The organism is Streptomyces seoulensis (assembly GCF_004328625.1).
GTDB lineage: Bacteria > Actinomycetota > Actinomycetes > Streptomycetales > Streptomycetaceae > Streptomyces > Streptomyces seoulensis.
Map to the genome: position 1 here is coordinate 6,093,206 of NZ_CP032229.1, position 24,974 is coordinate 6,118,179.

Sequence of the window (24,974 nt, forward strand, 5' to 3'; positions counted from 1 at the left end):
GCCGGACGCCCGTGAGAAATCGCTCAGAAGTCGCCGGGCTTGTCAGGCAGCGGGCGTGTCGCGGCACGCATGCTGCGCAGGGCGAGCAGCAGGACGCCGATGTCGTCGAGATAGACCGGGTCGGGCAGCAGATCGGTCGGCAGCACCAGATAGAGGATCGCGCCCCAGAACACCCAGCGCGGCCCGGTCGGCAGCCCCGCGTCCCGCAGCGAGCGCCGCGCCTTCACCAGCCGCACCAGCAGGACGACGGCGAACCCCAGCACCACCGCCGCCGCGACGGCCGCGAGCACCAGCACGATCGTGGAGTTGTCCATGGGCCCTGTCCCCTCCCGACGCGCGGCCTGCCCGCGCCCTCTTCCTTCTGCCCGCTCCCGCGCGCGGCAGCCGCCGGGTCACACCCGGTCGCTGCCCTCGGGTTCCCGCTCCGGGTCGGGGTCGACCTCCGGGGCGGGCCCGGGGGTCTCGGTCCGCTGTCCCCGGCTCGGCAGCCGCAGCCGCTCGAAGGTACGGGTGAGCTGCTGCAACGGCGACTGATTGCGGGCCTGCTGCTGAGGCAGCACGGGCAACGGGGTGTCGCGGTACGCGGCCAGCGCCTCGTGGGCCTGCTCGGCGGCCTCGCGGTACAGATCCCGCGACTTCGTCATCGCCTCCAGCGCCTCCCGGTACCGCTCGACCCGGCGCCGCTCCCGTTCCAGCTCCTCCTGCGGGGTCATCAGCTTCCAGTTGTCCCGCAGCCCGGCCAGCGCCTCACCGAGCCCGCGCGGCCTCGGGCGGGACAGCGCGACGAAGTCCCGCAGGGCCGTGACCAGCTCGGCCGGCTCGGAGCCGTCCAGGAAGACGCTGCGCACGGCGTACGCCTGCCGGTCGTACCCCGAGGGCGTCGGGTCGGGCGGCAGCAGTACGGCACCGCCGCGCGGAACCTGGACCCCGAGGTCCTTCAGCGCCCAGTTGACCGCCCGGAACTGCTGCGGGGTGGCCCGGTGCTCGATCACCCGGTGCCGCAGCCCCGGGGGCAGCAGCCGGGCCAGCGGCAGCCTGCCGCGCTCGTCCGGGGTCATCGCCTCGTGCACGACCAGATTGACGCACCACGCCTCGCGGGCCGCGTCCCGCAGCCGCCGGCGCATCTCCTTGTCGTCCAACGGCAGCGCGTTGACCTGCCGGAACCGCAGCCCCGGCACGGTCGGATGGTGGTCCCACTCGCCGTCCTCGGCGGCGGAGCCGGACTCGGGCCAGAACAGGGTGGCCGGAGAGGGCCACGCCTCCTCCCACAACCGCTCGGCCTCCGCGACGAGCGTCCACTCGTGCTCCGGCCGCTCCGGCACGGAGACGAGGGTCAGCCGGGCCCGCACGGTGATCGTGCCCCCGGCGCGCCAGCGCGCCTCGAAGACGCGGTCGGTGGAGCCCTCGGGGGCGGGCGGCTCCGAGAAGTCGTCCAGATCCCCGCTCGCCCGGCGCTCTCTCAGGGTGCGGCGTACGACGTCCTCGGGGGCGGGACCGGTGTGACGGCCGCGGGCCGCCCAGATCGTCTGCGGGACGGGGGCGCGGTCGGTGGCGGAGTTCGACATGGGCCAATCAGCTGGTGGGGGCCGGTGCGCGTTCCAGTATCACCGGTATGCCCCGTCATCGGGGCGCCGGGTCCCGGGGCGGCGCGTCGGGCGGGGGCGCGCGCGGTCCTGTGCGCCCCTGACGCGCCTCGCACGCGCCCCGTGCCGGGCGGGTACGCGAAACCCCGGCGAGAACCAGGGGTACCGGTCTCGTCGGGGTTCCGTCGTCGGTCAGCGGTGCCGGGTGATCAGGCGCCGCTCTCCCGCAGCATGTCCTCGCGCTCGACGAGCTTCACGCGCTCGCGGCCGTGCGGCTCACCGAGGGCGCGCTCGGCGGCGTCCAGCTTGTACCAGCCGTCCCACGTGGTGAAGCGGACTCCTCGCCCGGACAGGAAGGCGTACACGGCCTCCGGGTCCGGGGCCGACGGCGCGTGCAGCCGGCCATTGGCGTGGTCGTCGAGCAGGTTGGCCACCGTCTCGTTGGCGTCACCCTTGGTGTGACCGATCAGACCGACCGGGCCGCGCCTGATCCATCCCGTGACGTACGTCGACGTCAGGTGGGCGCCGCTCTCCTCGATGACCCGGCCGCCCTCGTCCGGGACGGTGCCCGACTCCAGGTCCCAGGGCAGCTTGGGCAGCTTCTCGGAGAGGTAGCCGACCGCGCGGTACACCGACTGGACGTCCCAGTCCTTGAACTCGCCGGTGCCCTTGACGTTGCCGGTGCCGTCCAGCGCGGTGCGCTCGGTGCGCAGGCCGACGACCTTGCCGTTCTCGCCGAGGATCTCCACCGGGGACTCGAAGAAGTGCAGGAACAGCTTGTGCGGACGGTCGCCGACGTCGCGGATCGCCCAGTTCTCCAGCGTCTTGGCGACCATGTCGGCCTGCTTGTTGCCACGCCGGGTCTCGATGGAGCCCGCGTCGTAGTCGATGTCCTCGGGGTCGACGATGACCTCGATGTTGGGGGAGTGGTCCAGCTCGCGCAGCTCCATCGGGCTGAACTTCGCCTGCGCCGGGCCACGGCGGCCGAAGACGTGCACCTCAAGGGCCTTGTTGGCCTTCAGACCGTCGTAGACGTTCTGCGGGATCTCCGTCGGCAGCAGCTCGTCCGCCGTCTTGGCCAGCACGCGGGCCACGTCCAGGGCGACGTTGCCGACGCCGAGGACGGCGACCTTCTCGGCCTCCAGCGGCCAGGTGCGCGGCACGTCGGGGTGGCCGTCGTACCAGGACACGAAGTCCGCGGCGCCGTAGGAGCCGTCCAGGTCGAGACCGGGGATCGACATGTCGCGGTCGGCCATGGCGCCGGTGGAGAAGATCACCGCGTCGTAGAAGGCGCGCAGATCGTCCAGGTTGATGTCGCGCGGGTAGTCGACATTGCCGAAGAGCCGGATCTGCGGCTTGTCCAGCACCTGGTGCAGGGCGGTGATGATGCCCTTGATGCGCGGGTGGTCGGGCGCCACGCCGTAACGGATCAGGCCGAACGGGGCGGGCATCCGCTCGAAGAGGTCGATGGACACGCCCGGATCGGCGGCCGTCTCGGACTTCAGCAGGGCGTCGGCGGCGTAGATCCCGGCGGGGCCGGCTCCGACGATGGCTACCCGCAGGGGGCGCGGCATGATCAGGTTCCCTTCGAGCGTGGACAGGCGACTCGATCAGGAAGCCTAAGCTAAGGCAGCCCTAACTTAGTACACGGGTCCAGTCTATGGGCTCATAAACAGCTTTTATGTGTGTTCAGGCGGGCCTGATGACCCGGTGGATCGCGGCCTCTCCGGCGCCGTACACCGACTCCTCGCGGATGGTCGCGCCCGGACCCGGCGCGTGGATCATCGTGCCGTTGCCGACGTACAGGCCCACATGCCGCTCATCCTCGAAGAAGAGCACGAGGTCACCGGGGAGCGCGGCGGCGAGTGCCACCTCGGTACCGGCCGACGCCTGCTCGTGCGCGGCCCTCGGCAGCTCGACCCCGGCCGTGCGCCAGGCGCCCTGCGTGAGGCTGGAGCAGTCGAACGAGTCGGGCCCGGTGGCCCCCCAGACGCACGGCTTGCCGACCTGAGCGGCGGCGAACGCGATGGCCTTCGCGGCGCGGACGACGTGGGCGGACTCGGTGGCGGGGCGGGGGGCCAGGGGGGTGGTGGAGAAGGTGCCGGTCTGTGTGGCGGGGGCGGGGGGCGTTGGCGGTGCGGGCTGGAAGGCGGGCGCCGGTGCCGGGGCGGGCGCGGCGGTCGCAGGGGGCGCGGGCTCGAAGGCGGGGGCCGGGGCTGCCTGGGTCGCAGGCGGCGCGGAGGAGAAGGCGGGTGCCGGTGCGGGTGCCGGTGCCGGTGCGGAGGGCGCGGGCTGGAAGGCGGGGGCCGCCGGGAACACACCCGTGCCGTACGCAGGGGCCGGGGCCGCCTCGGCCACCGGAGGTACGCCCGGGAACGAACCCGTCCCGTACGTCGGCACCGGGACCGCCTCGGCCACCGGAGGTACAGCGGGGAACGACCCCGTGTCGTACGTCGGCGCCGGTGCGGCCGCCGCCGGGAACGAACCGGTGCCGTAGCCGGGCGCGAACGCGCTGGTGTCCACGGCCGGCAGCGTGCCCGTGTCGGTCTGCGGGGCCGGGGCCAGGTAGCTCAGACCGCCGGTGTCGCTCAGCGGGCCCGGGATCGGGTACGGCAGCGAGCCGGTGTCACCCAGCGCGCCCGGCATCGGATACGTCAGCGGGCCGGTGTCCGTGACGGAGGCCGGTACCGCCCACTGGCCCGTCGGGGCGGCCGGTGTCTGCGCCGCGCCGGAGCTGGCGATCCCCGGCGCGGCAGTCTGTGCGCCCCACGCCTGGGCCGGGGCGGCGTTCCAGGAGTGACGGGACAGCAGGTCCTTGGCGGAGGCGAGCTTGCGGCGGTTGCCCGCCTTGAGGTCGGCGGGGGAGCGACGGCTCGGCCCGGCGGGCCGGCCCGGCAACGCTCCGGGGGTGCCACCGGTCGGTGCCGGCGCGGGCGCGCCCGTGAGGTCCGGCCCACCGGCCGGCAGGGCGGGGAGATTCGGCTGGGGCGCGCTCGGCGGAGCCGGCAGTGCCGCCACCGGTGCGGCCGGCGGAAGCGCGGCCACCGTACCCGCCGCCTCCAGTGCCGGGGCGGCCGGCGTGCCAGCGGTCAGCTCGGCCACCGGACGCTGCGAGGGGCCCGCGGGCAGCGCGGGCGTCTCCGGTTCGAGGCTGGGCAGGCCCAGCTCGGCGGCGGTCCAAGTGCGTTCCACGGCAGGGCCGTTGTCGGGCATTCGGTCGGCCGGGAGCGCGGCGGCCACGGTCGGTCCCGCCTTGGCGCGGGCCGCGTCGAACCACTGGCGGGTCACGGCGTCGAGCGCCGGGTCCGGACGGCTGCCGGACCGCTTGGCCAGCGGGACACCCCGCCTGCGGGTGGCGGCCGCCATCGCGCGGGTGGCGTTGTAGTTGCCCGTCGCGGTCTCGGCCCGTGCGTAGAGGGAGTCGATCCGCTGCCGAACCTCTTCGTGACTCTCCGGCGCCATGGGAGACGACTCCTTCCTTGCCCCGCGGGGCAGTTGGGCCGGCGCGCCCGGAAGACGGTCGAACCTCCCGTACCAGGCGCCGCTGCGGGCTCCTGGGGACGGGGGAGCCGGGCGGCCTGCGGTCAACCTAGCCAACTTGTGTCACTCGTGTGAAGGTCGTCGGGTGGAATGTCCGATACGTATTTGTGATGTTCGCCGCCGTGTTCGGACGGGCAGACTGGGCGCCCGCATGCGCAACTCCCCTGTATGGGCGCCTGCGTGGCCTCGAATGCCTCATGTGGCCCGGTTTTCTTGAGAGTTCGCCATGAAATCCGGGCCGGGATGAACACACCGGCACCACCCCGCGTATGGGTGTGGGGCGCCACATGCCCCCCACCGACCACGACCCGCAGGGGACGATCTTGGAACCGAACAGGCGCAGGCGCCCGACCGGCGCACGACGCGTGACCCTCGCCGCGGTCGCGCTGATGCTCGGCGGCGGCGGCCTCGTCGCGGCGAACGTCTACGCGTCGGCCAGCGAAGGCGGCTGGAGCGGACAGGGCTCCGGCGACGCGGCCGGCGCGTCACTCAGGTCGGCCGGCATGGCCACCATCGACTGCCCCGACGTCGGCGCCCGGCTGACCGACGTACCGGAGGCGGCCCGGGGAGACGTCGACCGTGAACTGGCCCAGCTGGACCAGCAGATCGCGGAGGCGTACCAGCGGCTCCAGCAGTCGGCGGACGCGCTCCGGCAGGACCCCCAGGCCGCCGACAACTCGGTGATGAACCCGCTGAAGGACAAGCGGACCGCCACCCTGGGCCGTATCGCCGACGCCATCGGCCGGGCCGGCAACCGCCCCGACCAGCTCGACGCGCTCGCCCCCTGCACCCTGCGCCCCGCAGAGGCGGCGCCCGGCGGCGAGTCCGCCGCGCCCTCGCAGAGCGGCGGAGGCCAGGACCAGGGCGGCCAGGGCCAGAACGGCGGCACCGGCCAGGGCGGCAACGGACCCGTCGCCGCCGACTACGCGGACATCAACTCCGTACAGCCCAACGCCCCCAAGGCGCCCCCGGGCGGCACGTTCCGCACCGAGTGCGGGGTCAACGAGAACGGCCTGTTCAACTCGGACAACGTGATCGTGGCCCCCGGTGTCTCCAACGGCGCCCACCACTTCCACGACTACGTCGGCAACCAGTCCAACACCGCCTTCGCCAGCGACCAGGACCTCGCCGACGCCAGGACGAGCTGCGCCGACCAGGGCGACAGGTCCACCTACTACTGGCCGGTGCTGCGTCTGCAGAACGGCAAGCAGGAGCGGGACGCCGGGGCGCCGGGCGGTGGCACGGAGGGGAACGCGGGCCAGATCGTCACGCCCAAGGAGGTGACCCTGACCTTCGTCGGCAGCCCGAGCGGCAAGGTCACCGAGATGCCCCGGCTGCTGCGCATCATCACCGGTGACGCCAAGGCGTTCGTCAACGGGCCGGCCAACGCCAACGCCTCGTGGAGCTGCACCGGGTTCGAGGACCGGCAGCTCAAGGACAAGTACCCGCTGTGCCCGTCGGGCAGCGACGTGGTGCGCAGTTTCCACTTCCAGAGCTGCTGGGACGGCCGTAACGCCGACAGCGCCAACCACCGCACCCACGTGGCCTTCGCCGACGCCCAGGGCAACTGCCCCGAGGGGTTCAAGGCCATCCCGCAGCTCGTCCAGCGGATCGTCTACGACGTGGACGCGCCGAGTCTGGGCGACGGCGGGAAGGGCACCCCGCTGTTCGCGGTCGACTCCTTCCCGGAGCAGCAGCACAAGCCGGTCACCGACCACGGCGACTTCATCAACGTCTTCGACGAGGGCCTGATGCGCACCATGGTCGACTGCATCAACTCCGGCCGTGACTGCGGCCCCGGCGACGACGGCAAGGGCGACGGCGGGGGCGACGACGACAACGGCAACGGCGGGACGGCCCAGCCCAGCGAGCAGCCCGGCGGCGGACAGAACACCGCCGAGCCGAGCGCGACCGCCGAGCCGGAGAAGCCCGTCGAATCCCAGCCGGAGAAGTCGGAGCAGCCGGGCAAGTCGGAGCAGCCCGGCAAGCCCGAGCAGTCGGCCCGGCCCGCCGACACCGCCCCGGCCGGGCAGCCCGCGCAGTCCGACCCCGCCGACGCGCCTCGCGTCGACGCCACGACCGCGCCCGCCAACACCACCAAGAACCAGGGCGGAACCGCCCAGCGCGACGAGTCCAGCGCCCCGGCCACCGCCGCCGCGCCCCAGGTCTCCGAGTCCGCCCCGGCGCAGGCCGCCGCCGTCACCACGCCGCCGCCCGCGAACCTGGAGCCGCAGGCCGTGGGCAACGGCGGCCTCGCCGAGACCGGCGCCAACCTGTGGCCCGCCGCCCTCGGCGTGCTGCTCGCCGCTTCCGGCCTGGTGATGCTGCTCCGCGCCCGGCGCCTGCGGTACTGAGCCCCGAGCCCCCGGTTCCCTTGCCGGGACCGGGGGTTCAGTGCGCCGTACGCCGGCAGTACAGGAACAGATGCGGCTCCGGCCCGGCGTCGGCGTGGGCCGGTACGAAGGTGGCGTGCGCCTCGGACAGCACGGAGAACCCCGCGTCCGTGGCGAGCTGGGCGAAGTCGTCCGGGGAGAAGCTGCTCACCCGTACCGGCTGCCCCATGAACTCGACCTCCGCGTCCGCCACGTCCACCGGCACCGTGGCCAGCACCGCGAGCCCGCCCGGCCGCAGCGCCCGCGCCAGCGCGGACAGGACGTCCCGCTGTTCGTCGCGGGACATCTGGAGCAGCGAGAAGTACACGCAGACCGCTTCGAACGACCCTTCCTCCAGGTCGACCTCACGGATGTCGGCCACCTTGAACTCGGCGTCCGGCACCTGGCGCGCGGCCAGCTCGACCATCACCGGCGACACGTCGACGCCCAGCACCCGGTGCCCGGCCCGCGCGAGTGCCTCGGCGGTGGGCCGGCCGGTGCCGCTGCCCACGTCCAGCACCCGGCTGCCCGGCATCAGATGGTCCACCAGCCAGCTCAGCGAGGCCAGATGCGGCCCCGACGTGGCGAACGCCTGTTCATAGGCGATGCCCAGGGTGTCGAACACCACCGCCGCCGGTGCCCGCTGTTCTTCCTCTGCCAAGACGGCTCCTCTCACGTTCCCTACCGGTGCCCGGCATCGTCGCACCCATACCGGCCCTCCGGGCAGCCCTGTTTGCGGACCGGTTGGCCGGCAGGGCAGGGTGCGGGCGTGCCCACCTTGCTGATCATCCACCACACGCCGTCGCCGAACTGCCAGGAACTGTTCGAGGCCGTCGTGTCCGGGGCCACCGCGCCCGAGATCGAGGGCGTCCGCGTGGTCCGGCGCGCCGCCCTCGCCGCGACCGCCGCCGACGTGCTGGCCGCCGACGGCTACCTCCTCGGCACCCCGGCCAACCTCGGCTACATGTCCGGCGCCCTCAAGTATTTCTTCGACCAGATCTACTACCCCTGCCTGGACGACACCCGGGGCCGCCCCTTCGGCTACTGGGTGCACGGCGGCAACGACGTGACCGGAGCGGTCCGCTCGATCGAGACCGTCACCACCGGCCTCGGCTGGCGCCGCGCCGCCGAGCCGGTCACCGTCACCGGCACGCCGGGCAGGGACGCCACCGAGGCGTGCTGGGAACTCGGCGCGGTCCTCGCGGCGGGCCTGGCCGGCTGACGCCGGGGTCCCCCGTTCGGCGGTGCCCCGCACACCCCGCGCGGCCCCCGCCCCGCCCGGCGCCGGACCGGAGACCCGCTGGTCCCGGCCCCCGCCACCGGCCGGACGGAGGTGCGGGCCCGGGACCCCTGGCCGACGATGGGCACGAGGCCGCGTCCCCCCGGACGTGGTCGCGTCCCGTCGTACGTCGTCTGAACCGAGGGAGCGTCGGATGCGAGCGGACGGCCACGCACACCGGCGGCCCGCGCCCGGCGGGCAGGACACCGACCGGCGCACCACCGAACGGCTCTTGCGCGACGGCGCCCGCGAGATCGCCGAGGTCGCCGACGGCGTACGCGCCGTCGCCGAACGCACCGCGGACGCCCTGCTCGCCCCACCTCACCGACGCGCCGCCCGCCATCCCCGTACGGGACTCACCGCGCGCTGGGCGCTGCTGCGCGTCCTGACGGACCCGCGCGGTCTGGGCGCCCCCGCCGGGGCCGCGCGCAGAAGGCTCGCCCGGCTGGTCGGCGCCCGCCGGGGCGGGGAGCCGCTGGCCGCGCTGATGGCCGTCACCTCCCTGCGGCTGCGCATCGCCGCCGTGCTCACCGGCCACCCCGAACTCGCCCGCGACCCCGGCATGCGCCGCCTCACCGAGGCCCTCGGCACCAAGGGCGACCGCGAGGCCGTACGCGCCCTGCGCACCCTCTTCCGGGACCCCGGCGCCCAGCGCGCTCTCGCCGCGCTCACCCCCGTACTGGACGAACTCCTGCGCGTGCGAGCCCTGTTGGACGCCGAACCGATCGTCCGCGCGGAACCCGAGATCCACGCGGGCCAGGGCACGGCCGAGGCGGTGAGCCTCACCGACCGGGAGAAGCAGACACTCGCCACCGAGGGCTCGCTGCTCGGCTTCCTGCGCAACATCGACACCCTCGCCCCCGAGGGCCGCGTCCTCGTGCAGAACGTGCGCGGTCCCGACGGTGTGGTCCGGTACGTCGTCCAGGCCCCCGGCACCAGTTCCGGCCGCCCCCGGCACGGCTCCCGGCGCGATGTCGTCGGCGCCTGGCGGGAGCAGCTCACCGCCGACTCGCCGTACACCCGCGCGCTGCGGCCCGCCATCGAGGAGCACGGCATCCCGCGCGGCGCCGAACTCGCCCTGATCGGGCACGGCGAGGGCGGTACCGCACTGCTCAACCTCGCGCGGGACGCCGGATTCTGCCGCGCCTACCGGCTCACCCACGTCATCGCGGTCGGCGCGCCGGACCCCGCCGGACGCCCCGCCGACCCCCGCACCTGGGTCGGCCACGTCACCAACGAGCACGACCTCGTCCCGGCGGCCGCCCCCGCCGACCCGCACCCGAACCGGTACGACGCCCGCTACACCGGGCCGACCCGCGCCTTCCCGGAGTCCCACCTGCTGCGCGAGTACATCGGCCATCTGCGCACCGTCGCCCCCGAGGCCCGCGCGCACCTGGACGAGGCCCTCACACCGTTCCGGGGCCCCGTCGTGCGCAGCCAGGCGTACCAGCTCAAGGACCCGGCGCACCCCCCCGAGGGCCACCCCTTCCTCACCCTGCCGACCTCCTCGGTGCCGACCACCACCGGCCCGGTCGGCGTGCCCGTGCGCTACCAGGACACCGCCGCCGCCCACCTCTGCTTCCCGGTCGACACCGAGGCGGTACGGGCCCTACTGCCCGACGTGCCCTGGATGCGGCCCAGCGGCATCGGCCCGCGCACCCTCGCCGTGCTCTCGCTGTACGAGCACCGCTGCTCCACCCTCGGCCCGTACACCGAGATCGCGCTGTCCGTGCCGGTGGACGACCTGTGGCGGCCCCGCCCGGCCGACTTCGCCACCGACCTGCTGCGCCGCGCCGACCTGCGCCGCACCGGCCGCCACGTCCTCTCCCTCGCCGTCACCACCGAGGAGGCCCGGGTGGCGGCGCGCGAGCTGTGGGGGCAGCCCGCGATACGCGCCGCCGCCGAGGTCCACCTCACCGGCCCCCGGCTCCGGCTCAGCGCACCCGGCCTCGGCATCGCCGTCCTCGGCCGCCTCGGACCCGGCGTGCGCTGCCCCGAGCCGGACTGGGCGCTGTACGGGCGGCGCGGCGACAGCACCGTACGCACCGCGGTCCGCACCTCCGGGCGCCCCCGGCTGCACGCCGGGGCCGGGGTGCGGCTCCGGCTGGACACCGCCGCCGCCGAACCCATGGCCGGGCAGTTGCGCAGGCTCGGCATCGACACCGCCCGGCCGCTGTTCGTCGTGGCCTGCCCGCAGTTCATGGTCCACCGCGCCGCGGGTGCCGTCCTGCCGCGCTGAACCTCCGCCCCCGGGAGCCGTCATGGTGAGCCACTCCACGCCCACCCACCCGATCGCCGCCGAACTCCTTGACCGAATAGCCCAGTTGCGCACCGACGCCGACCTGATGGACGACTACGCCCGCCGCCTCCTCGCCACCGCGGCCGCCCTCAGCGGCCGGGTCGCCGCCCCGGAGTGGAGCAGACCCACCCTGGCCCGCCAGGCCGCCGCCTGCCGCACCACCGCCCGCCAACTCCGCCTCGCCGCAGAGACGTTGCTCAGCCAGAGCGGCCCCCGCCGGTCCCGGCCCCGCCGCCGCCCCGCCGTGCCCGCCGCGCTCCCGCCCACCGACCGTACCTGACGCGCCACGTCAAGGACGTTCGGGCATCCGGGTGGTAGCCCGTGGCGTCCTGGGCCGAACGGGTCGTGGCGGCCGGGGGAGTGCGCGCGAGGTCCGGATAATCACCGCTCATGCAGCTCGTGAACGCAGGTCAAGCGACCCGGCGCGCCCCCGTGGCCGTCACCGGACTCGGACTGGTCACCCCGGCCGGCGTCGGACAGGCGGCCGCCTGGGAGGGCCTGTGCGCCGGGACCTCCACGGCCACCGCCGACCCCGGACTCGACGGGCTGCCCGTGGCGTTCTCCTGCCAGGTGCCCGACCTCGACGCCCCCCGGCTGCTCGGCCACCGGCTCAGCCGCCGCCTGGACCGATTCACCACCTTCGCCCTGCTCGCCGCCCGTGAGGCCGTCGCCGACGCCGGACTCACCCCCGGCGACTGGGACGGCCCGCGCATCGGCATCGTCATGGGCGTCGGCACCGGCTCCATGCAGGGCTGGCAGGCCGAGTTCGACCGGCTCGCCGCCCGCGTCCCCGACCGGGTCTCCCCGCTCGCCCTGCCACGCAGCGTGCCCAACATGGCCGCCGCCGAGATCGCCCTCGACCTCGGCGCCACCGGACCCAACCTCGTCGTCTCGACCGCCTGCGCCTCCGGCACCAGCGCCATCGGGCTCGCCCGCGAGCTGCTGCTCTCCGGCGCCTGCGACCTCGTCCTGGCCGGCGGCAGCGAGTCCGCCCGGCTGCCGATGACCGCCGCCTGCTTCGCCCAGATGCGCGCCCTGTCCCGCCGCGCCGACGCCCCGCACGAGGCGTCCCGCCCCTTCGACCGCGACCGCGACGGCTTCGTGCTCGGAGAGGGCGCCGCCGTGCTCGTCCTGGAACGCACCGCCGACGCCCGCGCCCGCGCAGCCCGGCCCACCGCCCTGGTCGCCGGGTACGGCGCCTCCTGCGACGCCCACCACTTCACCTCCCCGCATCCCGGCGGCGACGGCGCCGCCCGCGCCATCCGCAGCGCCCTCCTCGACGCCGGGCTCGCCCCCGAGGACGTCGACCACGTCAACGCGCACGGCACCTCCACCCCGCAGGGCGACCTCGCCGAGCACAACGCCCTCCACCAGGTCTTCCACCGCCCGCCCCCGGTCACCGCCGTCAAGGGCACCATCGGCCACGCCATCGGCGGCGCCGGCGCCATCGAGGCCGCCTGCACCGCCCTCACCCTGCGCCACCAGCTCATCCCGCCCACCGCCAACCTGCACACCCAGGACCCGGCGATCGACCTCGACGTCGTCGCCAAGTCCCCGCGTCCCACGCCGATGCGCGCCGCCATCAGCAGCTCGTTCGGCTTCGGCGGCCAGAACGCCGTACTCGCCCTCACCGCCGCCGAGTAGCCACCCCCACCGGGCCCACCCAGCGCCCGTGTCCAGCCGAAAGGTCCCGCCCGTGCCGGAAGTCCCGGAAGCGCCGCAGATCCCGGACGCCGTACCGCCCCTCGGCCGGGCGTGGTCCTGGCCGAACGCCGAGCAGATCCTCATCGGGGTCTTCGTCGCCGTCCCCTTCCTCGCGCTCCTCGCCGCCGTCCCGCTGGCCTGGCGCAACGGGCTCAGCCCGGTCGACGTCGTGCTCGCCGCCGTGTTCTACCTGGTCAGCGGGCTCGGCATCACCGTCGGGTTCCACCGGTACTTCACCCACGGCTCCTTCAAGGCGCGCCGCCCGCTGCGGATCGCACTCGCCGTCGCGGGGAGCCTCGCCGTGCAGGGGCCGCTGTTCACCTGGGTCGCCGACCACCGCAAGCACCACCGCTACTCCGACCGCGACGGCGACCCGCACTCGCCCTGGCGCTACGGCCGCACCCCCGGCGCGCTCGCCAAGGGCATGTTCCACGCCCACCTCGGCTGGCTGTTCGACACCGACCACGCCTCCACCGCCCAGTACGCGCCCGACCTGGAGCGGGACCCGGCGCTGCGGCTGATCTCCCGGGGCTTCGGGGTGTTCGTGGTGCTCTCGCTGGCGCTGCCCGCCCTGCTCGGGCTGCTGGTCACCGGGACCTGGGCGGGCGCGGCGACGGCGTTCTTCTGGGCCGGGCTGGTGCGGATCTGCCTGGTGCACCATGTGACCTGGTCCATCAACTCCATCTGCCACGCCGCCGGTTCGCATCCGTTCCGCAGCCGGGACCGCTCCGGCAACGTGTGGTGGCTGGCCCCGCTGTCGTTCGGCGAGTCCTGGCACAACCTCCACCACGCCGACCCGACCAGCGCCCGGCACGGCGTCCTCACCGGCCAACTGGACGCCAGCGCCCGGCTGATCCGCTGGTTCGAGGGGCTCGGCTGGGCCTACGACGTGCGCTGGCCGGACGCCGGCCGGATGCGGGCGCGACGCCGCGAGGGCAAAGCGCCGGAACCGGGAACCGGCGCGCGAGAATTGCGGTCTTAGGCACCGTCAACGACCGGGATCGGCCCGGTCGCGTGGAATCCGGGGAATCGAGACACATGTCCATCCGCATTCGTACGACTCCGCTGACCGTCACCGCCCTCGCCGCGGGCCTCGCCCTGGCCGCCGTCACCCCGGCGCTGGCGGGCACCACCTCCACCCCGGCCCGCCCCGCCGCCGCGACCTCCGCCCAGGGCGACCCGCGCAATGTCACCCAGCGGATCACCGACTTCTACGGCGCCTACATCGACGCCGTCTGGGACACCGAGGACCCGGCGGCGGGCGCCGACGCCAAGGCCCTGCGGAACTTCTACCTCTCCGCGTCCGCCCGCAAGAAGGTCGACGCCTGGGAGAAGAGGAACCACGCCGACGGCATCCTCTTCGCGCAGAACGTCCCCGTGAAGTGGAAGGTCGCCTACACCGGCTCCGGCATGGGCCACGCCACCGCCAGGGTCACGCTGACCTGGAGCGACGGCAAGCACCCCGAGGTCAGCCGGATCGACGTCCAGTCCGACCTGACGACGCGCAAGATCACGGATCTGAAGCCGGCGAAGTGATTCCCGTTCTCTCCGGGTGTGCGGTGTTTCCGGGGGGTACCCGGGGCGTGTCAAATCCACATAAGGACGGGAAGTCCTGAGACTGGCGTCCCGTCCCGGGAGGCGCGATCATGACGGAACGAATGCACACCACGATGGAGACGCACCCGGACGTCCTGGAGATGCGGGAGCGCTTCGTGCTCGCGGAGCGGGCGGCCGCGACGCAAGCGGGACAGGCCGTCGAGGCGATGGCCCTGATCACGGGGCTGTACATGGCGGCGTCCCCGTGGATCACGGGGTTCAACGGCCTCACCACCCTCGCGGTGACCAACCTGATCGCGGGCGTCGCCTACGCCCTGCTGATGAGCGGCTTCGGCCATGCCTACGAGCGCACCCACGCCCGCGCCTGGGCCGCCGCCCTCATCGGCATCTGGATGATCATCTCCCCCTGGGTGGTGGCGGGCAACGTCATCACGACCCGCACGATCATCAGCAACGTCGTCGCCGGAGCGGTGGGCCTGTGCCTGGCTCTGGCGGCCACAGCGGCCAACCGGGCCGGCGGCCCCCGCCACCGGAACCGGGCGGCCGGGATGATGGGCCGATAGAGAACCACACCGGCCGGGACCCGCGACAGCACGCGGGTCCCGGCCGATGGAGTGTCACGTCTCCGCGCCCTTCGCTAGGCGGACCGGATGCCGAGGTCGGCGAGGAGACCGCGGACACGTCGTTCGATGTCGTCACGGATGGGGCGGACGGCGGCCACGCCCTGTCCGGCGGGGTCGTCGAGGGTCCAGTCGAGGTACCGCTTGCCGGGGAAGACCGGACAGGCGTCGCCGCAGCCCATGCTGATCACGATGTCCGAGGCGCGTACGGCGTCGGTGGTCAGGATCTTCGGGGTCCGGGCGGAGAGGTCGATGCCGGCCTCGGCCATCGCCGCGACCACGGCGGGATTGACCGCGTCGGCGGGGGCGGAACCGGCGGACCTCACCTCGACGCGGTTCCCCGCGAGTTGAGCGAGGAAGGCGGCCGCCATCTGCGAGCGTCCGGCGTTGTGGACGCACACGAACAGGACGGAGGGCTTGGTCTCAGGCACGGGCGGTGTCCCTGGGGGTGACGGCGGCGGGGGGCGTTGGGAAGCGGTGCCGGGCGGCGAGGGCGACGTGGACCAGGCCGATGAGGACGGGGACCTCGATGAGCGGGCCGACCACGCCGGCGAGAGCCTGACCGCTGGTGGCGCCGAAGGTGGCGACGGCGACGGCGATGGCCAGCTCGAAGTTGTTTCCCGCTGCCGTGAAAGCGAGCGTGGTGGCTTTGGCGTGGTTCAGGCCGACAACTCGTCCCAGCACCATCGATCCGGCCCACATCAGCGCGAAGTAGACCAGCAGCGGGAGCGCGATCCGGGCGACGTCGAGGGGCCGGGAGGTGATGGCGTCGCCCTGGAGGGCGAACAGCACGACGACGGTGAACAGCAGCCCGTACAGGGCGTACGGTCCGATCCGGGGGAGGAACCGGGCCTCGTACCAGGCGCGGCCCCTGGCCCTCTCGCCCAAGCGGCGGGTGAGGAACCCGGCGAGCAGCGGGATGCCGAGGAAGACGAGCACCGAGCGGGCGATCGCCCACCCCGACACGTCCAGTGCGGTCTGCTCCAGGCCGAGCAGGCCGGGCAGGACGGTGAGGTAGAACCAGCCCAGCACGCCGAAGGCGATGACCTGGAACACCGAGTTGAGCGCGACGAGGACGGCGGCCGCCTCGCGGTCGCCGCAGGCCAGGTCGTTCCAGATGATGACCATGGCGATGCAGCGCGCCAGCCCGACGATGATCAGCCCGGTGCGGTACTCCGGCAGGCCGGGCAGGAACAGCCAGGCCAGCGCGAACATCAGGGCTGGTCCCACGAGCCAGTTGAGGACCAGGGAGGGCACGAGCAGGCGCGGGTCGCGGGTGACGGCGTCCAGCCGGTCGTAGCGGACCTTGGCCAGGACCGGGTACATCATCACCAGCAGGCCGAGCGCGATGGGCAGCGAGACCCCGCTGACGGTGACCCTCGCCAGGCCGTCGCCGAGGCCCGGCAGGAGACGGCCGAGTCCGAGACCGAAGGCCATCGCGGCGAGGATCCACACGGCGAGGTAGCGGTCAAGGAAGGACAACCGCCCCGCAGGCGCCTCAAGTCGAGGCTGCCGCACGCTCACGATGCGGCTCCGGCGGGGCGGGTGAGGATCGCCGCGAGACGGTCGGTCGTCTCCGGCAGCAGGCGGTAGTACACCCAGGTCCCGCGCCGCTCGGAGTCGATGAGTCCGGCCTGCTTGAGCAGCTTGAGGTGATGGGAGATCGTCGGCTGCGACAGGTCGAACGCCGGGGTCAGGTCGCAGACGCACACCTCGCCGCCCGCCCCGGAGGCGATCATCGACAGCAGCCTCAGGCGCACCGGGTCGCCCAGCGCCTTGAACACCTTGGCCAGGGAGTCGGCCTGCTCCTCGTCCAGCGGCGTGGACAGCAGACCGGGGCCGCAGTCCCCGGCGCCCCGGCCCAGCGCCACGACTTCTTGTTTCGACATTCCTCTATGTTGACGTTTTTCGATCCAGGGCGCAAGGTTGCATCGACCGAGATCGATACAGCCTGACAGGGAGACCGGTATGTCCCGTGTTCAGCTTGCCCTCAACGTCGCCGACCTGGAAGCCTCGGTGACCTTCTACTCCAAGCTCTTCGGCGCGGAGCCGGCCAAGCGCCGCCCCGGCTACGCCAACTTCGCCCTCACCGAGCCCCCGCTCAAGCTCGTCCTCATCGAAGGCGACCCCGGCCAGGACACCCGCCTCGACCACCTCGGCGTCGAAGTCCCCTCCACCGCCGAGGTCGACGCCGCGACCACCCGCCTCAAGGACGCCGGACTCGCCGCCTTCGAGGAGAGCGACACCTCCTGCTGCTACGCCCTCCAGGACAAGGTCTGGGTCCACGGACCCGGCAAGGAGCCCTGGGAGGTCTACGTCGTCAAGGCCGACACCGACCGACTGACGAAGGACGCCGACACGACAGCCGAGGCGTGCTGCGACAACACCTGGGACCGGAGCCGGCGCCCGGCGGTGACGTCGTGAGCCGCGATCAGCGGTTGACGGCGCGCATTCCCGCCTCGTCGTACCGTTCGCCCGAGACCTCGGGCAACTCCGCGTCGATGGCGGAGAGTTCCTCGGGGGTGAGGACGATGTCGACGGCGGCGGCGTTCTGTTCGAGGTAGGAGCGGCGCTTGGTGCCGGGGATCGGGACGATGTGGTCGCCCTGGGCGAGGACCCAGGCGAGGGCGAGCTGGGCCGGGGTGACGCCCTTCTTCTCGGCGATCTCCTTGACCTTGGCCGCGAGGCGCAGGTTGGCCTGGAGGTGCTCGTCGGTGAAGCGGGGGCTGTTGCGGCGGTAGTCGTCCTTGTCCAGCTCCTCGGGGGAGGAGAAGCGGCCCGCGAGGAAGCCCCGGCCGAGCGGGGAGTAGGCGACGAAGCCGATGCCCAGCTCGCGGCAGGTCGGCAGCACCTCCGCCTCCACGTCCCGCGACCACAGCGAGTACTCGCTCTGCACGGCCGTGATCGGGTGGACCGCGTTGCCCCGGCGCAGCGTCTCCGCGCCCGCCTCGCTCAGTCCGATGTGCCCGATCTTGCCCTCGGCGACCAGCTCGGCCAGCGCGCCCACCGTCTCCTCGATCGGTACGTTCGGGTCGACCCGGTGCTGGTAGTACAGGTCGATGTGGTCGGTGCCGAGCCGCTGGAGCGAGCCCTCCACCGAGGCCCGGACATGCTCGGCCGAGCCGTCCTGGCGGCCCACGGTGGACATGTCGCCCGGTACCGCGTCGTCCATCCGGAAGTTGAACTTGGTGGCCAGCACGTACTGGTCACGGTGGCCCCGGATCGCCTCGCCGACCAGGGACTCGTTGGTCAGCGGCCCGTACATCTGGGCCGTGTCCAGGAAGTCGATGCCCAGCTCGCGGGCGCGCCGGATGGTCTCCACGCCCTCGTCCTGGTCGGCCGTTCCATAGAAGGCCGACATTCCCATACAACCCAGACCTATTGCGGAAACTTGCAGGTCACGCAGGCTGCGCTGTTGCATGTGTGTTCCAGCCTTTCGCACGCGCTCGATCGTCACGCCGGACGATTTCGGGCCCCTACATCCATCTAGCGACGGATCTGGCCGCCCGGCATCCCGTGGGGGACGCCGGGCACCGGAGCGACTGCGACGCTACGAGCTGAAGCGCGCTCGAAGTCAAGTCACCCGTTCAGGCGGACGGGCAGCTCGAACAGGTCGTTCTGGGTGACGACGGGCTTGTGGCGCAGCTCGGCCGCCGGGACCGCGAGGTCCAGCTGCGGGAAACGGGCGTACAGCGCGGGCAGCGCCACACCCGCCTCCAGCCGGGACAGCGCGGCGCCGGGGCAGACGTGCGGGCCGTGGCCGAAGGAGATGTGCCGGTTCCCGCTCTCCCGCGTGATGTCGAACTCCCCGGCGCTCGGCCCGTGCGCCTCCTCGTCGCGGCCGAGCGCGCCGTACGACACGATCAGCGCGTCCCCGGCCGGTATCACGCGGTCGCCGACCGGCACGTCCTCGGTGGCGAACCGGATCAGCACGTGCGAGGTCGGGGTGGACCAGCGCAGCGTCTCCTCGACCACCGCCGACCAGTCCGCCTGCCCGGACAGCACCAGCTCCCGCTGACCGGGGTGGGTGGAGAGGTTGACGACCGCGTTGACGATCAGCGAGATCGTCGTCTCGTGCCCGGCGGCGATCATCAGCTGGAGGGTGGCGACGATCTCCTCGTCCGTGAGGTGGTCGCCGTCCGCCGAGGCGAGGATCAGCGCGCTGGTGAGGTCGTCGCCCGGCTCGGCACGCTTCGCCGCGACGGTCGCCGCCATCATCCCGGCCAGCTCGGTCAGGGTGGCTATGACCTCGGCGGGCGGGGTCTGGGTGGAGAAGAACTTCTCGAACAGCACCTTCAGCCGGGGCAGCAGCGCCTCGTCGATGCCCATCAGCTCGGCCACCACGTACATCGGCAGCGGGTAGGCGAAGGCCGCCTTCAGGTCGACCACCCCGGCGTCGGCGGGCAGCGCGTCCAGCAGGTCCTGGGTGAGCTTGCCGATCCGCTCCCGCATCAGCTCCACCCGGCGCGGGGTGAGCGCCTGCGCCACCAGTGTGCGCATCCGGCGGTGGTCCGCGCCGTCCACGGTCAGCATCGAACGGCCCGGGTTGGCCAGCCCGATCAGCGGCCAGTCCGCCGGTATCTCGCCGCGCCGCCAGGCGCCCCACACATTGATGTCCTTCACCAGGCGCGGGTCGGTCAGCAGCGCCTTGGCCTCGGCGTGCCGGGTGACGGCCCACACCGGCACCCCGCCGGGCAGCTCCACGGCCGCCAGCGGTCCGGCCGCGCGCAGGGCCGCGCTCTCGCCGTCCAGGTCGGTGACGAAGGGGTCGAGCGCGATACGGGAAATCCCGGTACCGGTGGTCATCGTGACGTGCCTCCCAGGGCAGGGGTCGAAGTGAACCGCACGGGCAGCTCGGTCAGCCCGCGCAGCCAGGGCGAGGGCCGGCGGGTGAGGGACCCGGCGGACACCGCCAGGTCGATGTCCGGCAGCCGGTCGAGGACGACCTCGATGCCGGTGCGCGCGATGACCTCGGCGATCTCCTGCGCCGGGAAGGGGCAGCGGTGCTCGCCGTGCCCGAAGGAGAAGTGCGCGTTGTTGCCGCCGGTCAGCGCGGAGGCGTCAGTACGCACCTGGGGGTCGGAGTTGGCGCCCTGGAGGCCGAGCAGCAGCAGGTCACCGGCGCGGACCCGGCGCCCGCCGAGGTGGGTGTCGCGCGCGGCCCAGCGGCCCGCCACGTTCTGCGTGGGCGTGTCCTCCCACAGCACCTCGTTCATCGCCTCCGCGACGCTGTTGCGGCCGCCGAACAGGGAGGCCGCGAACCGGTCGTCGGTCAGCATCAGCCGCAGCGAGTTGCCGATCCAGTCGGCGGTCGGCTGGTGGCCGGCCGCCATCATCACCATCAGGTCCTGGACGATCTCCTCGGCCGTGAACCCGCTGTCGTCCGCCAGCATCCGGGAGACCACGTCGTCGGCGGGCTTCTCGGCGCGGTCGGCGACCAGGCGGGCCATGGAGGAGGCGAGGTGGGACTGCCCGGCCAGTGCCCGCTCCCGGCCGTCGATCATGTCGTTGAGCGCGGTGACCAGCCCCGGCCCCTCGTCGTCCGGGAAGCCGTAGAGGTGCGCGAGGACCCGTACCGGCAGCAGGGACGAGTACTGGGCGACCAGATCGGCCTCGCCGGAGAGACAGACGGTGTCGATCAGCTCGTCCGCGAACCGCTCGGCCTGGCGCCGGAGTTCGAAGGGGTCGACCGACTCCAGCGCGTTGCTGATCATCGCCGCGCGCTGCCGGTGCCGTTCGCCGACCGTGTAGAGGACGGAGGGCTGGCGGTGCCCGATCATCGGCAGCAGCGGCCAGTCGGCCGGGATGTTCTCCCACTGGTTCCACAGCTCGGAGTCCCGGCTGAACAGCGCCGGATCACCGGTGACCTGATGCAGCTCGCGGTAGCCCAGCACCAGCCAGGCCGGGATGCCGCCGTCCAGCTCCACCGGGACGACGGAACCGTGGTCGCGCCGCATCTCCCGGTACAGGCAGGCGGGTTCGGTCTGGAAGCGGGGTCCGCCGAGCGGAACGGCCTCGGACATCACACCAGTTCCCCTCTGACCCCGGCGGCCGTGGCGTACCGGGACTGCACATGACGGACCAGGGTGATCAGGACCTCCTTGGCCGACTCGCGGGACCGCGCGTCGCAGTCGACGAGCGGCACGTCCGGGTCGAGGTCGAGCGCCTCGCGCACGTCCGCGCCCGCGCGCACCGGGCCGCCGAAGTCGTTGCAGGCCACGATGAACGGCGTGCCGTGGTGCTCCAGGCGGTCGATGGCGTACCAGGAGTCGTCGATGCGCCGGGTGTCGACCAGGACGACCGCGCCGAGCGTGCCGGAGAACAGCCGGTCCCACAGGAACCAGAACCGCTCCTGGCCGGGCGCGCCGAACAGGTACAGCACGTTGTGCGCGTCCAGCGTGATGCGGCCGAAGTCGAACGCTACGGTGGTGGCCGTCTTGCCGCCCACCTGCGCGATGTCGTCCACCGACTCGCCCGCCTGCGTCATCGTCTCCTCGGTGTTGAGGGGACGGATCTCGCTGACCGAGCGGACCAGCGTGGTCTTGCCGACGCCGAAGCCGCCCACGACGACGATCTTCAGACCGTTGTCGGCGGAGGCACCCAACGGGGTGCGCGCGTCAGAGATTGCGGAGTCCAACGAGCACCTGCTCCAGGATGTCGGGGTCGGTGATGGCGGGGCGGCGCGGATGACGGGCGCTGACATGTCCGGTGGCGAGCAGGTCGGACAGCAGCACCTTGGTGATGCTGACGGGCAGGCGCAGCTCGGCGGCGATCTCCACCACGGAGGTGGGGAACTCCGTCAGCCGCAGGATGGCCACGTGCTCCGACTGCATGCCGGTGGCCGCCGCCGACTCGGCGACGATCAGCGTGACCAGGTCCAGCGGGCTGCCGGCGCCGGTCCCGATCCGTCCCCGCGTGATGGTGTAGAGACGGTCGGGAGCGTCGTCCCTGCCCGGACGGCTCATGACGAGCGGGGCGGCGCGGTCAGGTGTTCGCCGAGCTGCTCCACCAGTTCGCTCATCGTGTGGCCGACCACGCCCGGATCGGCGTCCTCGCTGGTGACCACGGCCAGATGGGCGCCCTCGCCGGCCTCGACGATGAACAGCACACCGCCGTAGAACTCGGCCATCGCCGAGCGGACGCCGCCGCTGCCGTCGCCGAACTCCATGGACGCCCCGTGCGACAGCGACTGGATGCCGGCGGCGATGGCGGCGAGCTGGTCCGCCTGGTCGACGGACAACTCCGGGGTGCGGCACAGCTTGAGGCCGTCGCGGGAGAGGACGAGCGCGTGCCGGGCGCCCGGAGTCTTCTCCAGCAGGCCCTCGAGGAGCCAGGTGAGCGTGTCGTCCGCGGTGGTCGGGCCGGTCATGAAGTGGTGTCGCCTTCCAGGTGCGTGTGCGGTTCGTTGCGGGGATGGGAGACAGCGGGGGTGTCGGCCGGGCCGCCGTCGCGCGGTTCCCCGGCCCGGGTGTGCGGTGCGTCGCCCTCGGGGGTCGTGCCGGGGCGTACCGCGTTGCGGAAGCTGCTGAAGCGGGCCGCGCGGACCCTGGCCTCGTCGGCGCCGGGTGCGGGCCGTGCGGTGTCGTCGCGCGAGCCCGACCGGGACCGCTCGGCCTCGGCCAGCGTGCGGCCGCGACGCCGCTTGGGCAGGCCGCCCACCTCCTCGGCGGGCGGCGCGGGGACCTCGCGCACCGGGGCGGCCGGGCGCTCGGGTTCCGGCGCGGGGGCGGGGGCGGGCGGGGCGGTGGGCGCCGGGCTGGTGAGGATCTCCTGCGGTACGAGCATCAGCACACCGGTGCCGCCGCGCGCCGAGGGCCGGAACGACACCTTCAGCCCGTACTTGCGGGCCAGCCGGCCGACCACCGTGAGCCCGAGCCGGGTGCCGGTCAGGCCGCCCAGTCCGGAGACGTCACCGGTCACCGCCTTCTCGGCGCGCCGCAGCTGGACGTCACCCATCACCAGGCCGCTGTCCTCCACGGAGACGATGACCCCGGCCGGGACCTCCTCCACGTAGACGTGGACCTCGGCGGTGGGCGGGGAGAAGTTCGTGGCGTTGTCGAGGAGTTCGGCGAGCGCGTGCATCACGCCCTCGGCGGCATGCCCGGCGACGGCGACCTCGCTGACGGAGTGCACCCGCACCCGGCGGTAGCCGCCGATCCGGCCCATGGCCCCGCGCAGGATGGACTCCATGGCGATCGGCCGCGCCCAGCGCCGCCCCGAACGCGCCCCGGTCAGCACGGCGATGGAGTCCGCCAGCCGGCCCGCCTGCGCGGTGCGGTGGTCCAGGTGCAGCAGGTCGGTGAGCACGTCCTCGTCGCTGTGCCGCTCCTCCATCGCGCGCAGGTCGGCCAGGGTGGCCGTGGCCAGCGCCTGCATCCGGCCCGCGGTGTTGGAGGTGGCCGACACGGCCGCCGCCCGATCGCGCCGGGCCTTCTCCAATTCGCCGGAGAGCCGCAGCACTTCACGGCGCAGCCGGTCCGCCTCGCGGGCGCCGTCCTTCTCGGTCCTGGCCTGCTCGGTGCTGAACTCGGCGCGCTGAGCGGCCAGTTCGTCGATGAGCCGCTGCTGGTCCCGGCGCGTCTCCTCGGCCGCCGAGGTCCGCTGCCGCTCCAGCCGCTCCACCTCGGCCAGCGCGCTCGCGAGGCGCCGCCGGGCCCGGCGGGCGGTGCCCCGGGCGTGGGCGGCCACGGTCACCGCGACACAGAGCGCGACGGCCGCCGAACTCCCGGCCCACAGCAGCGCGTCGTGCGCCGCGTGCGGGGCCACCGCCACGGCCGCGCCGAGCGCGAGCGCCGACAGGACGGCGGTCGCGGCCAGGGCGAGGGCGGGCGTACGGAGGGCTGGGCGGTCGCCGGGAGGCGTGGGCGCGGTCATCGGTCCGGTCTGGTCCTCGCGGAAATCGGGGGTGGTCGGGAGACGAGAAACGACAAGAAACAGCGTCTTGGGTGAACCGGCGGTCACTATACGAGAGTTGATGATCAAAATGGAAAGAAAGCAGCGGCCTTCCATGAAGTGGACGTCCAAATGGTGGCGTTGGCCGTGAACCGGGCGCCGACGGCGTATCCACCGAAGCCGTAGATCTTGACTCCCGGCCCCCGGCCCGCTGGACTGTGACCGCATGCCCCGGCGGGGTGACGGCGGAGGGGGAGCGGCACGTGGCGGGGGAAGCGGGGGCATGGAGCCTCCTCGTGCGTGCGGCCCGGTTCACCGGCCGCACCCTGCGCGGCGAATGGCACGCCGTCGTGGTCGACCCCGTACGCAGTCTCGCCCACCGGGGACTGTCCGGGCTGCTCCTCGCCTTCGTGGCCGCCTTCGGCGTCATCTTCTTCCACGACCTGGCCCAGCACCCCGCCGGCGCCGCCTGGGTCCGCCGCCTCGGCGGCGTCACCGCCGACCTCCCGCTCTGGCTCTCCCTGCTGCGCACCCCCGTCTCGCTGTACGTCCCCGCGCTCGACCTGCCGGTGTGGGCGGGCATCACCCAGCTGTTCCTGGCCTTCGCCCTCGCCGAACTGGTCCTCGGTCGCGCCCGCACCCTGGCCGTCGCCTACGTCACCACCCTGGCCGGCACCCTCACCGCCCGGCTGATGATCCACCTGGGCCCCGGCTGGTGGGGGTTCGGGCTGCCCGCCGACTGCGGGACCGTGCTCGACACCGGCCCGTCGGCGGCCGTGGTGGGCCTGTTCACCTATCTGGCCGTGGTCCGGCGCGCCCCTGTGGTTTTCACCCTGACAGGCGGATCGATGGTGTGGGAGTCCATCGCCGTACCCAACCTCGCCGGCCGCGAACACCTTGTGGCCGTGTCCGCCGCGATCGTCCTCGGCCTGCTGCGCAGCCGCCGCCTCCGCCTGCCGTACGCCCGCGAGAACCGGCCCGCACCGGTGCCCCCGCCCCCCGCACCACCCGTACCGCCCGCCCCGGAGCCGCGCGCCCCGGCCGTACTCCCCGCCGATCCGGCGCGCGCACGTCAATGTGACGGTTTTCGCACTTCGACCGGCGCCCGCACCCCCTAGTGTTTCCGCG

At 73.4% G+C, this 24,974-nt stretch carries 25 protein-coding genes; 10 read left to right on the plus strand and 15 right to left on the minus strand.

Annotated elements, in window-relative coordinates; all coding sequences use genetic code 11:
* Positions 1–23: 23 nt before the first annotated feature.
* The 4 genes from D0Z67_RS27955 to D0Z67_RS30330 form a co-directional block, all read right to left on the minus strand.
* On the minus strand, positions 24–314 hold the full coding sequence (locus D0Z67_RS27955) for a YkvA family protein (RefSeq protein ID WP_031179379.1): 291 nt from the start codon (positions 312–314) through the stop codon (positions 24–26).
* 78 nt (positions 315–392) lie between these two features.
* The gene (locus D0Z67_RS27960; protein ID WP_031179380.1) at positions 393–1,565 is read right to left on the minus strand and encodes a hypothetical protein; all 1,173 of its coding nucleotides are present in this window, start codon (positions 1,563–1,565) and stop codon (positions 393–395) included.
* A 227-nt stretch (positions 1,566–1,792) separates the two neighbouring features.
* The gene (locus D0Z67_RS27965; RefSeq protein WP_031179381.1) at positions 1,793–3,157 is read right to left on the minus strand and encodes an FAD-dependent oxidoreductase; all 1,365 of its coding nucleotides are present in this window, start codon (positions 3,155–3,157) and stop codon (positions 1,793–1,795) included.
* Positions 3,158–3,272: 115 nt separating this feature from the next.
* Complete coding sequence (locus D0Z67_RS30330) at positions 3,273–5,045, minus strand: C40 family peptidase (protein WP_051887458.1); 1,773 nt, start codon at positions 5,043–5,045, stop codon at positions 3,273–3,275.
* Between the two features lie 467 nt (positions 5,046–5,512).
* Here D0Z67_RS30330 and D0Z67_RS27975 point away from each other — a divergent pair, with 467 nt between their 5' ends.
* Positions 5,513–7,477: a DUF1996 domain-containing protein gene (locus D0Z67_RS27975; protein ID WP_031179383.1), complete on the plus strand. Its 1,965-nt coding sequence runs from the start codon at positions 5,513–5,515 to the stop codon at positions 7,475–7,477.
* A 37-nt stretch (positions 7,478–7,514) separates the two neighbouring features.
* Here D0Z67_RS27975 and D0Z67_RS27980 read toward each other — a convergent pair whose 3' ends face one another.
* Positions 7,515–8,156 carry a class I SAM-dependent methyltransferase gene (locus tag D0Z67_RS27980; protein WP_107059502.1) on the minus strand — a complete coding sequence of 214 codons (642 nt, stop codon included), beginning with the start codon at positions 8,154–8,156 and terminating at the stop codon, positions 7,515–7,517.
* A gap of 108 nt (positions 8,157–8,264) precedes the next feature.
* On the opposite strand from D0Z67_RS27980, the gene D0Z67_RS27985 reads away from it, so the two are divergent.
* The 7 genes from D0Z67_RS27985 (at position 8,265) to D0Z67_RS28015 (ending at position 14,897) form a co-directional block, all read left to right on the plus strand.
* Entirely contained in the window at positions 8,265–8,717 is a 453-nt protein-coding gene (locus D0Z67_RS27985; RefSeq protein WP_031179385.1) for a flavodoxin family protein, read from the plus strand.
* A gap of 211 nt (positions 8,718–8,928) precedes the next feature.
* Positions 8,929–11,013 (plus strand): acetoacetate decarboxylase family protein, encoded by a 2,085-nt coding sequence (locus D0Z67_RS27990; protein WP_051887459.1) that lies wholly within the window; start codon positions 8,929–8,931, stop codon positions 11,011–11,013.
* Positions 11,014–11,035: 22 nt separating this feature from the next.
* Complete coding sequence (locus D0Z67_RS27995) at positions 11,036–11,353, plus strand: hypothetical protein (protein ID WP_031179387.1); 318 nt, start codon at positions 11,036–11,038, stop codon at positions 11,351–11,353.
* Positions 11,354–11,463: 110 nt separating this feature from the next.
* Positions 11,464–12,717: a beta-ketoacyl-[acyl-carrier-protein] synthase family protein gene (locus D0Z67_RS28000; protein WP_051887460.1), complete on the plus strand. Its 1,254-nt coding sequence runs from the start codon at positions 11,464–11,466 to the stop codon at positions 12,715–12,717.
* Between the two features lie 52 nt (positions 12,718–12,769).
* Positions 12,770–13,759 carry an acyl-CoA desaturase gene (locus D0Z67_RS28005; protein WP_031179389.1) on the plus strand — a complete coding sequence of 330 codons (990 nt, stop codon included), beginning with the start codon at positions 12,770–12,772 and terminating at the stop codon, positions 13,757–13,759.
* 56 nt (positions 13,760–13,815) lie between these two features.
* On the plus strand, positions 13,816–14,313 hold the full coding sequence (locus tag D0Z67_RS28010; RefSeq protein ID WP_031179390.1) for a hypothetical protein: 498 nt from the start codon (positions 13,816–13,818) through the stop codon (positions 14,311–14,313).
* Positions 14,314–14,423: 110 nt separating this feature from the next.
* A complete protein-coding gene (locus D0Z67_RS28015; RefSeq protein ID WP_031179391.1) occupies positions 14,424–14,897 on the plus strand; it encodes an SPW repeat protein in 474 nt (157 codons plus the stop codon).
* A gap of 74 nt (positions 14,898–14,971) precedes the next feature.
* Here the strand turns inward: D0Z67_RS28015 and D0Z67_RS28020 are convergent, their stop codons facing one another.
* The 3 genes from D0Z67_RS28020 to D0Z67_RS28030 all read right to left on the minus strand — a co-directional run bounded on the left by D0Z67_RS28020 (position 14,972) and on the right by D0Z67_RS28030 (position 16,843).
* Positions 14,972–15,385, minus strand: a complete 414-nt coding sequence (locus tag D0Z67_RS28020) for an arsenate reductase ArsC (RefSeq protein ID WP_031179392.1) — start codon at positions 15,383–15,385, stop codon at positions 14,972–14,974.
* Positions 15,378–16,391, minus strand: coding sequence for an ACR3 family arsenite efflux transporter (gene arsB, locus D0Z67_RS28025; protein WP_234312621.1), 1,014 nt, complete (start codon positions 16,389–16,391; stop codon positions 15,378–15,380). The genes D0Z67_RS28020 and arsB overlap by 8 nt, the downstream gene beginning before the upstream one ends.
* A gap of 83 nt (positions 16,392–16,474) precedes the next feature.
* Positions 16,475–16,843, minus strand: a complete 369-nt coding sequence (locus D0Z67_RS28030) for an ArsR/SmtB family transcription factor (RefSeq protein ID WP_031179394.1) — start codon at positions 16,841–16,843, stop codon at positions 16,475–16,477.
* A 79-nt stretch (positions 16,844–16,922) separates the two neighbouring features.
* Between D0Z67_RS28030 and D0Z67_RS28035 the strand changes: the two genes are divergently transcribed.
* Positions 16,923–17,378 carry an ArsI/CadI family heavy metal resistance metalloenzyme gene (locus D0Z67_RS28035; RefSeq protein WP_031179395.1) on the plus strand — a complete coding sequence of 152 codons (456 nt, stop codon included), beginning with the start codon at positions 16,923–16,925 and terminating at the stop codon, positions 17,376–17,378.
* A 7-nt stretch (positions 17,379–17,385) separates the two neighbouring features.
* Here D0Z67_RS28035 and D0Z67_RS28040 read toward each other — a convergent pair whose 3' ends face one another.
* The 7 genes from D0Z67_RS28040 to D0Z67_RS28070 all read right to left on the minus strand — a co-directional run bounded on the left by D0Z67_RS28040 (position 17,386) and on the right by D0Z67_RS28070 (position 23,828).
* Positions 17,386–18,375: an aldo/keto reductase gene (locus tag D0Z67_RS28040; RefSeq protein ID WP_031179396.1), complete on the minus strand. Its 990-nt coding sequence runs from the start codon at positions 18,373–18,375 to the stop codon at positions 17,386–17,388.
* Between the two features lie 158 nt (positions 18,376–18,533).
* The gene (locus D0Z67_RS28045) at positions 18,534–19,760 is read right to left on the minus strand and encodes a cytochrome P450 family protein (protein WP_031179397.1); all 1,227 of its coding nucleotides are present in this window, start codon (positions 19,758–19,760) and stop codon (positions 18,534–18,536) included.
* Complete coding sequence (locus D0Z67_RS28050) at positions 19,757–20,977, minus strand: cytochrome P450 (RefSeq protein WP_031179398.1); 1,221 nt, start codon at positions 20,975–20,977, stop codon at positions 19,757–19,759. Before D0Z67_RS28050 ends, D0Z67_RS28045 begins: the two co-directional genes overlap by 4 nt.
* Positions 20,977–21,558: a GTP-binding protein gene (locus D0Z67_RS28055; protein WP_031179399.1), complete on the minus strand. Its 582-nt coding sequence runs from the start codon at positions 21,556–21,558 to the stop codon at positions 20,977–20,979. Before D0Z67_RS28055 ends, D0Z67_RS28050 begins: the two co-directional genes overlap by 1 nt.
* Positions 21,559–21,571: 13 nt before the next feature.
* Entirely contained in the window at positions 21,572–21,919 is a 348-nt protein-coding gene (locus D0Z67_RS28060; RefSeq protein ID WP_031179400.1) for a DUF742 domain-containing protein, read from the minus strand.
* Positions 21,916–22,323, minus strand: coding sequence for a roadblock/LC7 domain-containing protein (locus tag D0Z67_RS28065; RefSeq protein WP_031179401.1), 408 nt, complete (start codon positions 22,321–22,323; stop codon positions 21,916–21,918). The genes D0Z67_RS28060 and D0Z67_RS28065 overlap by 4 nt, the downstream gene beginning before the upstream one ends.
* Positions 22,320–23,828, minus strand: coding sequence for an ATP-binding protein (locus D0Z67_RS28070; protein ID WP_031179402.1), 1,509 nt, complete (start codon positions 23,826–23,828; stop codon positions 22,320–22,322). The genes D0Z67_RS28065 and D0Z67_RS28070 overlap by 4 nt, the downstream gene beginning before the upstream one ends.
* Positions 23,829–24,142: 314 nt before the next feature.
* On the opposite strand from D0Z67_RS28070, the gene D0Z67_RS28075 reads away from it, so the two are divergent.
* The gene (locus D0Z67_RS28075; protein WP_338058808.1) at positions 24,143–24,964 is read left to right on the plus strand and encodes a hypothetical protein; all 822 of its coding nucleotides are present in this window, start codon (positions 24,143–24,145) and stop codon (positions 24,962–24,964) included.
* Positions 24,965–24,974: the final 10 nt, after the last annotated feature.

What these genes read in the sequence shown, in the direction of transcription:
- D0Z67_RS27960 (WP_031179380.1), bottom strand. Translation starts at nt 1,565, where the DNA reads ATGTCGAACTCCGCCACCGACCGCGCCCCCGTCCCGCAGACGATCTGG.
- D0Z67_RS28060 (WP_031179400.1), bottom strand. Translation starts at nt 21,919, where the DNA reads ATGAGCCGTCCGGGCAGGGACGACGCTCCCGACCGTCTCTACACCATC.
- D0Z67_RS28000 (WP_051887460.1), top strand. Translation starts at nt 11,464, where the DNA reads ATGCAGCTCGTGAACGCAGGTCAAGCGACCCGGCGCGCCCCCGTGGCC.
- arsB (WP_234312621.1), bottom strand. Translation starts at nt 16,391, where the DNA reads ATGGCCTTCGGTCTCGGACTCGGCCGTCTCCTGCCGGGCCTCGGCGAC.
- D0Z67_RS27990 (WP_051887459.1), top strand. Translation starts at nt 8,929, where the DNA reads ATGCGAGCGGACGGCCACGCACACCGGCGGCCCGCGCCCGGCGGGCAG.
- D0Z67_RS27995 (WP_031179387.1), top strand. Translation starts at nt 11,036, where the DNA reads ATGGTGAGCCACTCCACGCCCACCCACCCGATCGCCGCCGAACTCCTT.
- D0Z67_RS28030 (WP_031179394.1), bottom strand. Translation starts at nt 16,843, where the DNA reads ATGTCGAAACAAGAAGTCGTGGCGCTGGGCCGGGGCGCCGGGGACTGC.
- D0Z67_RS28050 (WP_031179398.1), bottom strand. Translation starts at nt 20,977, where the DNA reads ATGTCCGAGGCCGTTCCGCTCGGCGGACCCCGCTTCCAGACCGAACCC.
- D0Z67_RS28010 (WP_031179390.1), top strand. Translation starts at nt 13,816, where the DNA reads ATGTCCATCCGCATTCGTACGACTCCGCTGACCGTCACCGCCCTCGCC.
- D0Z67_RS28015 (WP_031179391.1), top strand. Translation starts at nt 14,424, where the DNA reads ATGACGGAACGAATGCACACCACGATGGAGACGCACCCGGACGTCCTG.
- D0Z67_RS28065 (WP_031179401.1), bottom strand. Translation starts at nt 22,323, where the DNA reads ATGACCGGCCCGACCACCGCGGACGACACGCTCACCTGGCTCCTCGAG.
- D0Z67_RS27955 (WP_031179379.1), bottom strand. Translation starts at nt 314, where the DNA reads ATGGACAACTCCACGATCGTGCTGGTGCTCGCGGCCGTCGCGGCGGCG.
- D0Z67_RS28040 (WP_031179396.1), bottom strand. Translation starts at nt 18,375, where the DNA reads ATGCAACAGCGCAGCCTGCGTGACCTGCAAGTTTCCGCAATAGGTCTG.
- D0Z67_RS28045 (WP_031179397.1), bottom strand. Translation starts at nt 19,760, where the DNA reads ATGACCACCGGTACCGGGATTTCCCGTATCGCGCTCGACCCCTTCGTC.
- D0Z67_RS27975 (WP_031179383.1), top strand. Translation starts at nt 5,513, where the DNA reads ATGCTCGGCGGCGGCGGCCTCGTCGCGGCGAACGTCTACGCGTCGGCC.
- D0Z67_RS28070 (WP_031179402.1), bottom strand. Translation starts at nt 23,828, where the DNA reads ATGACCGCGCCCACGCCTCCCGGCGACCGCCCAGCCCTCCGTACGCCC.
- D0Z67_RS27965 (WP_031179381.1), bottom strand. Translation starts at nt 3,157, where the DNA reads ATGCCGCGCCCCCTGCGGGTAGCCATCGTCGGAGCCGGCCCCGCCGGG.
- D0Z67_RS30330 (WP_051887458.1), bottom strand. Translation starts at nt 5,045, where the DNA reads ATGGCGCCGGAGAGTCACGAAGAGGTTCGGCAGCGGATCGACTCCCTC.
- D0Z67_RS28035 (WP_031179395.1), top strand. Translation starts at nt 16,923, where the DNA reads ATGTCCCGTGTTCAGCTTGCCCTCAACGTCGCCGACCTGGAAGCCTCG.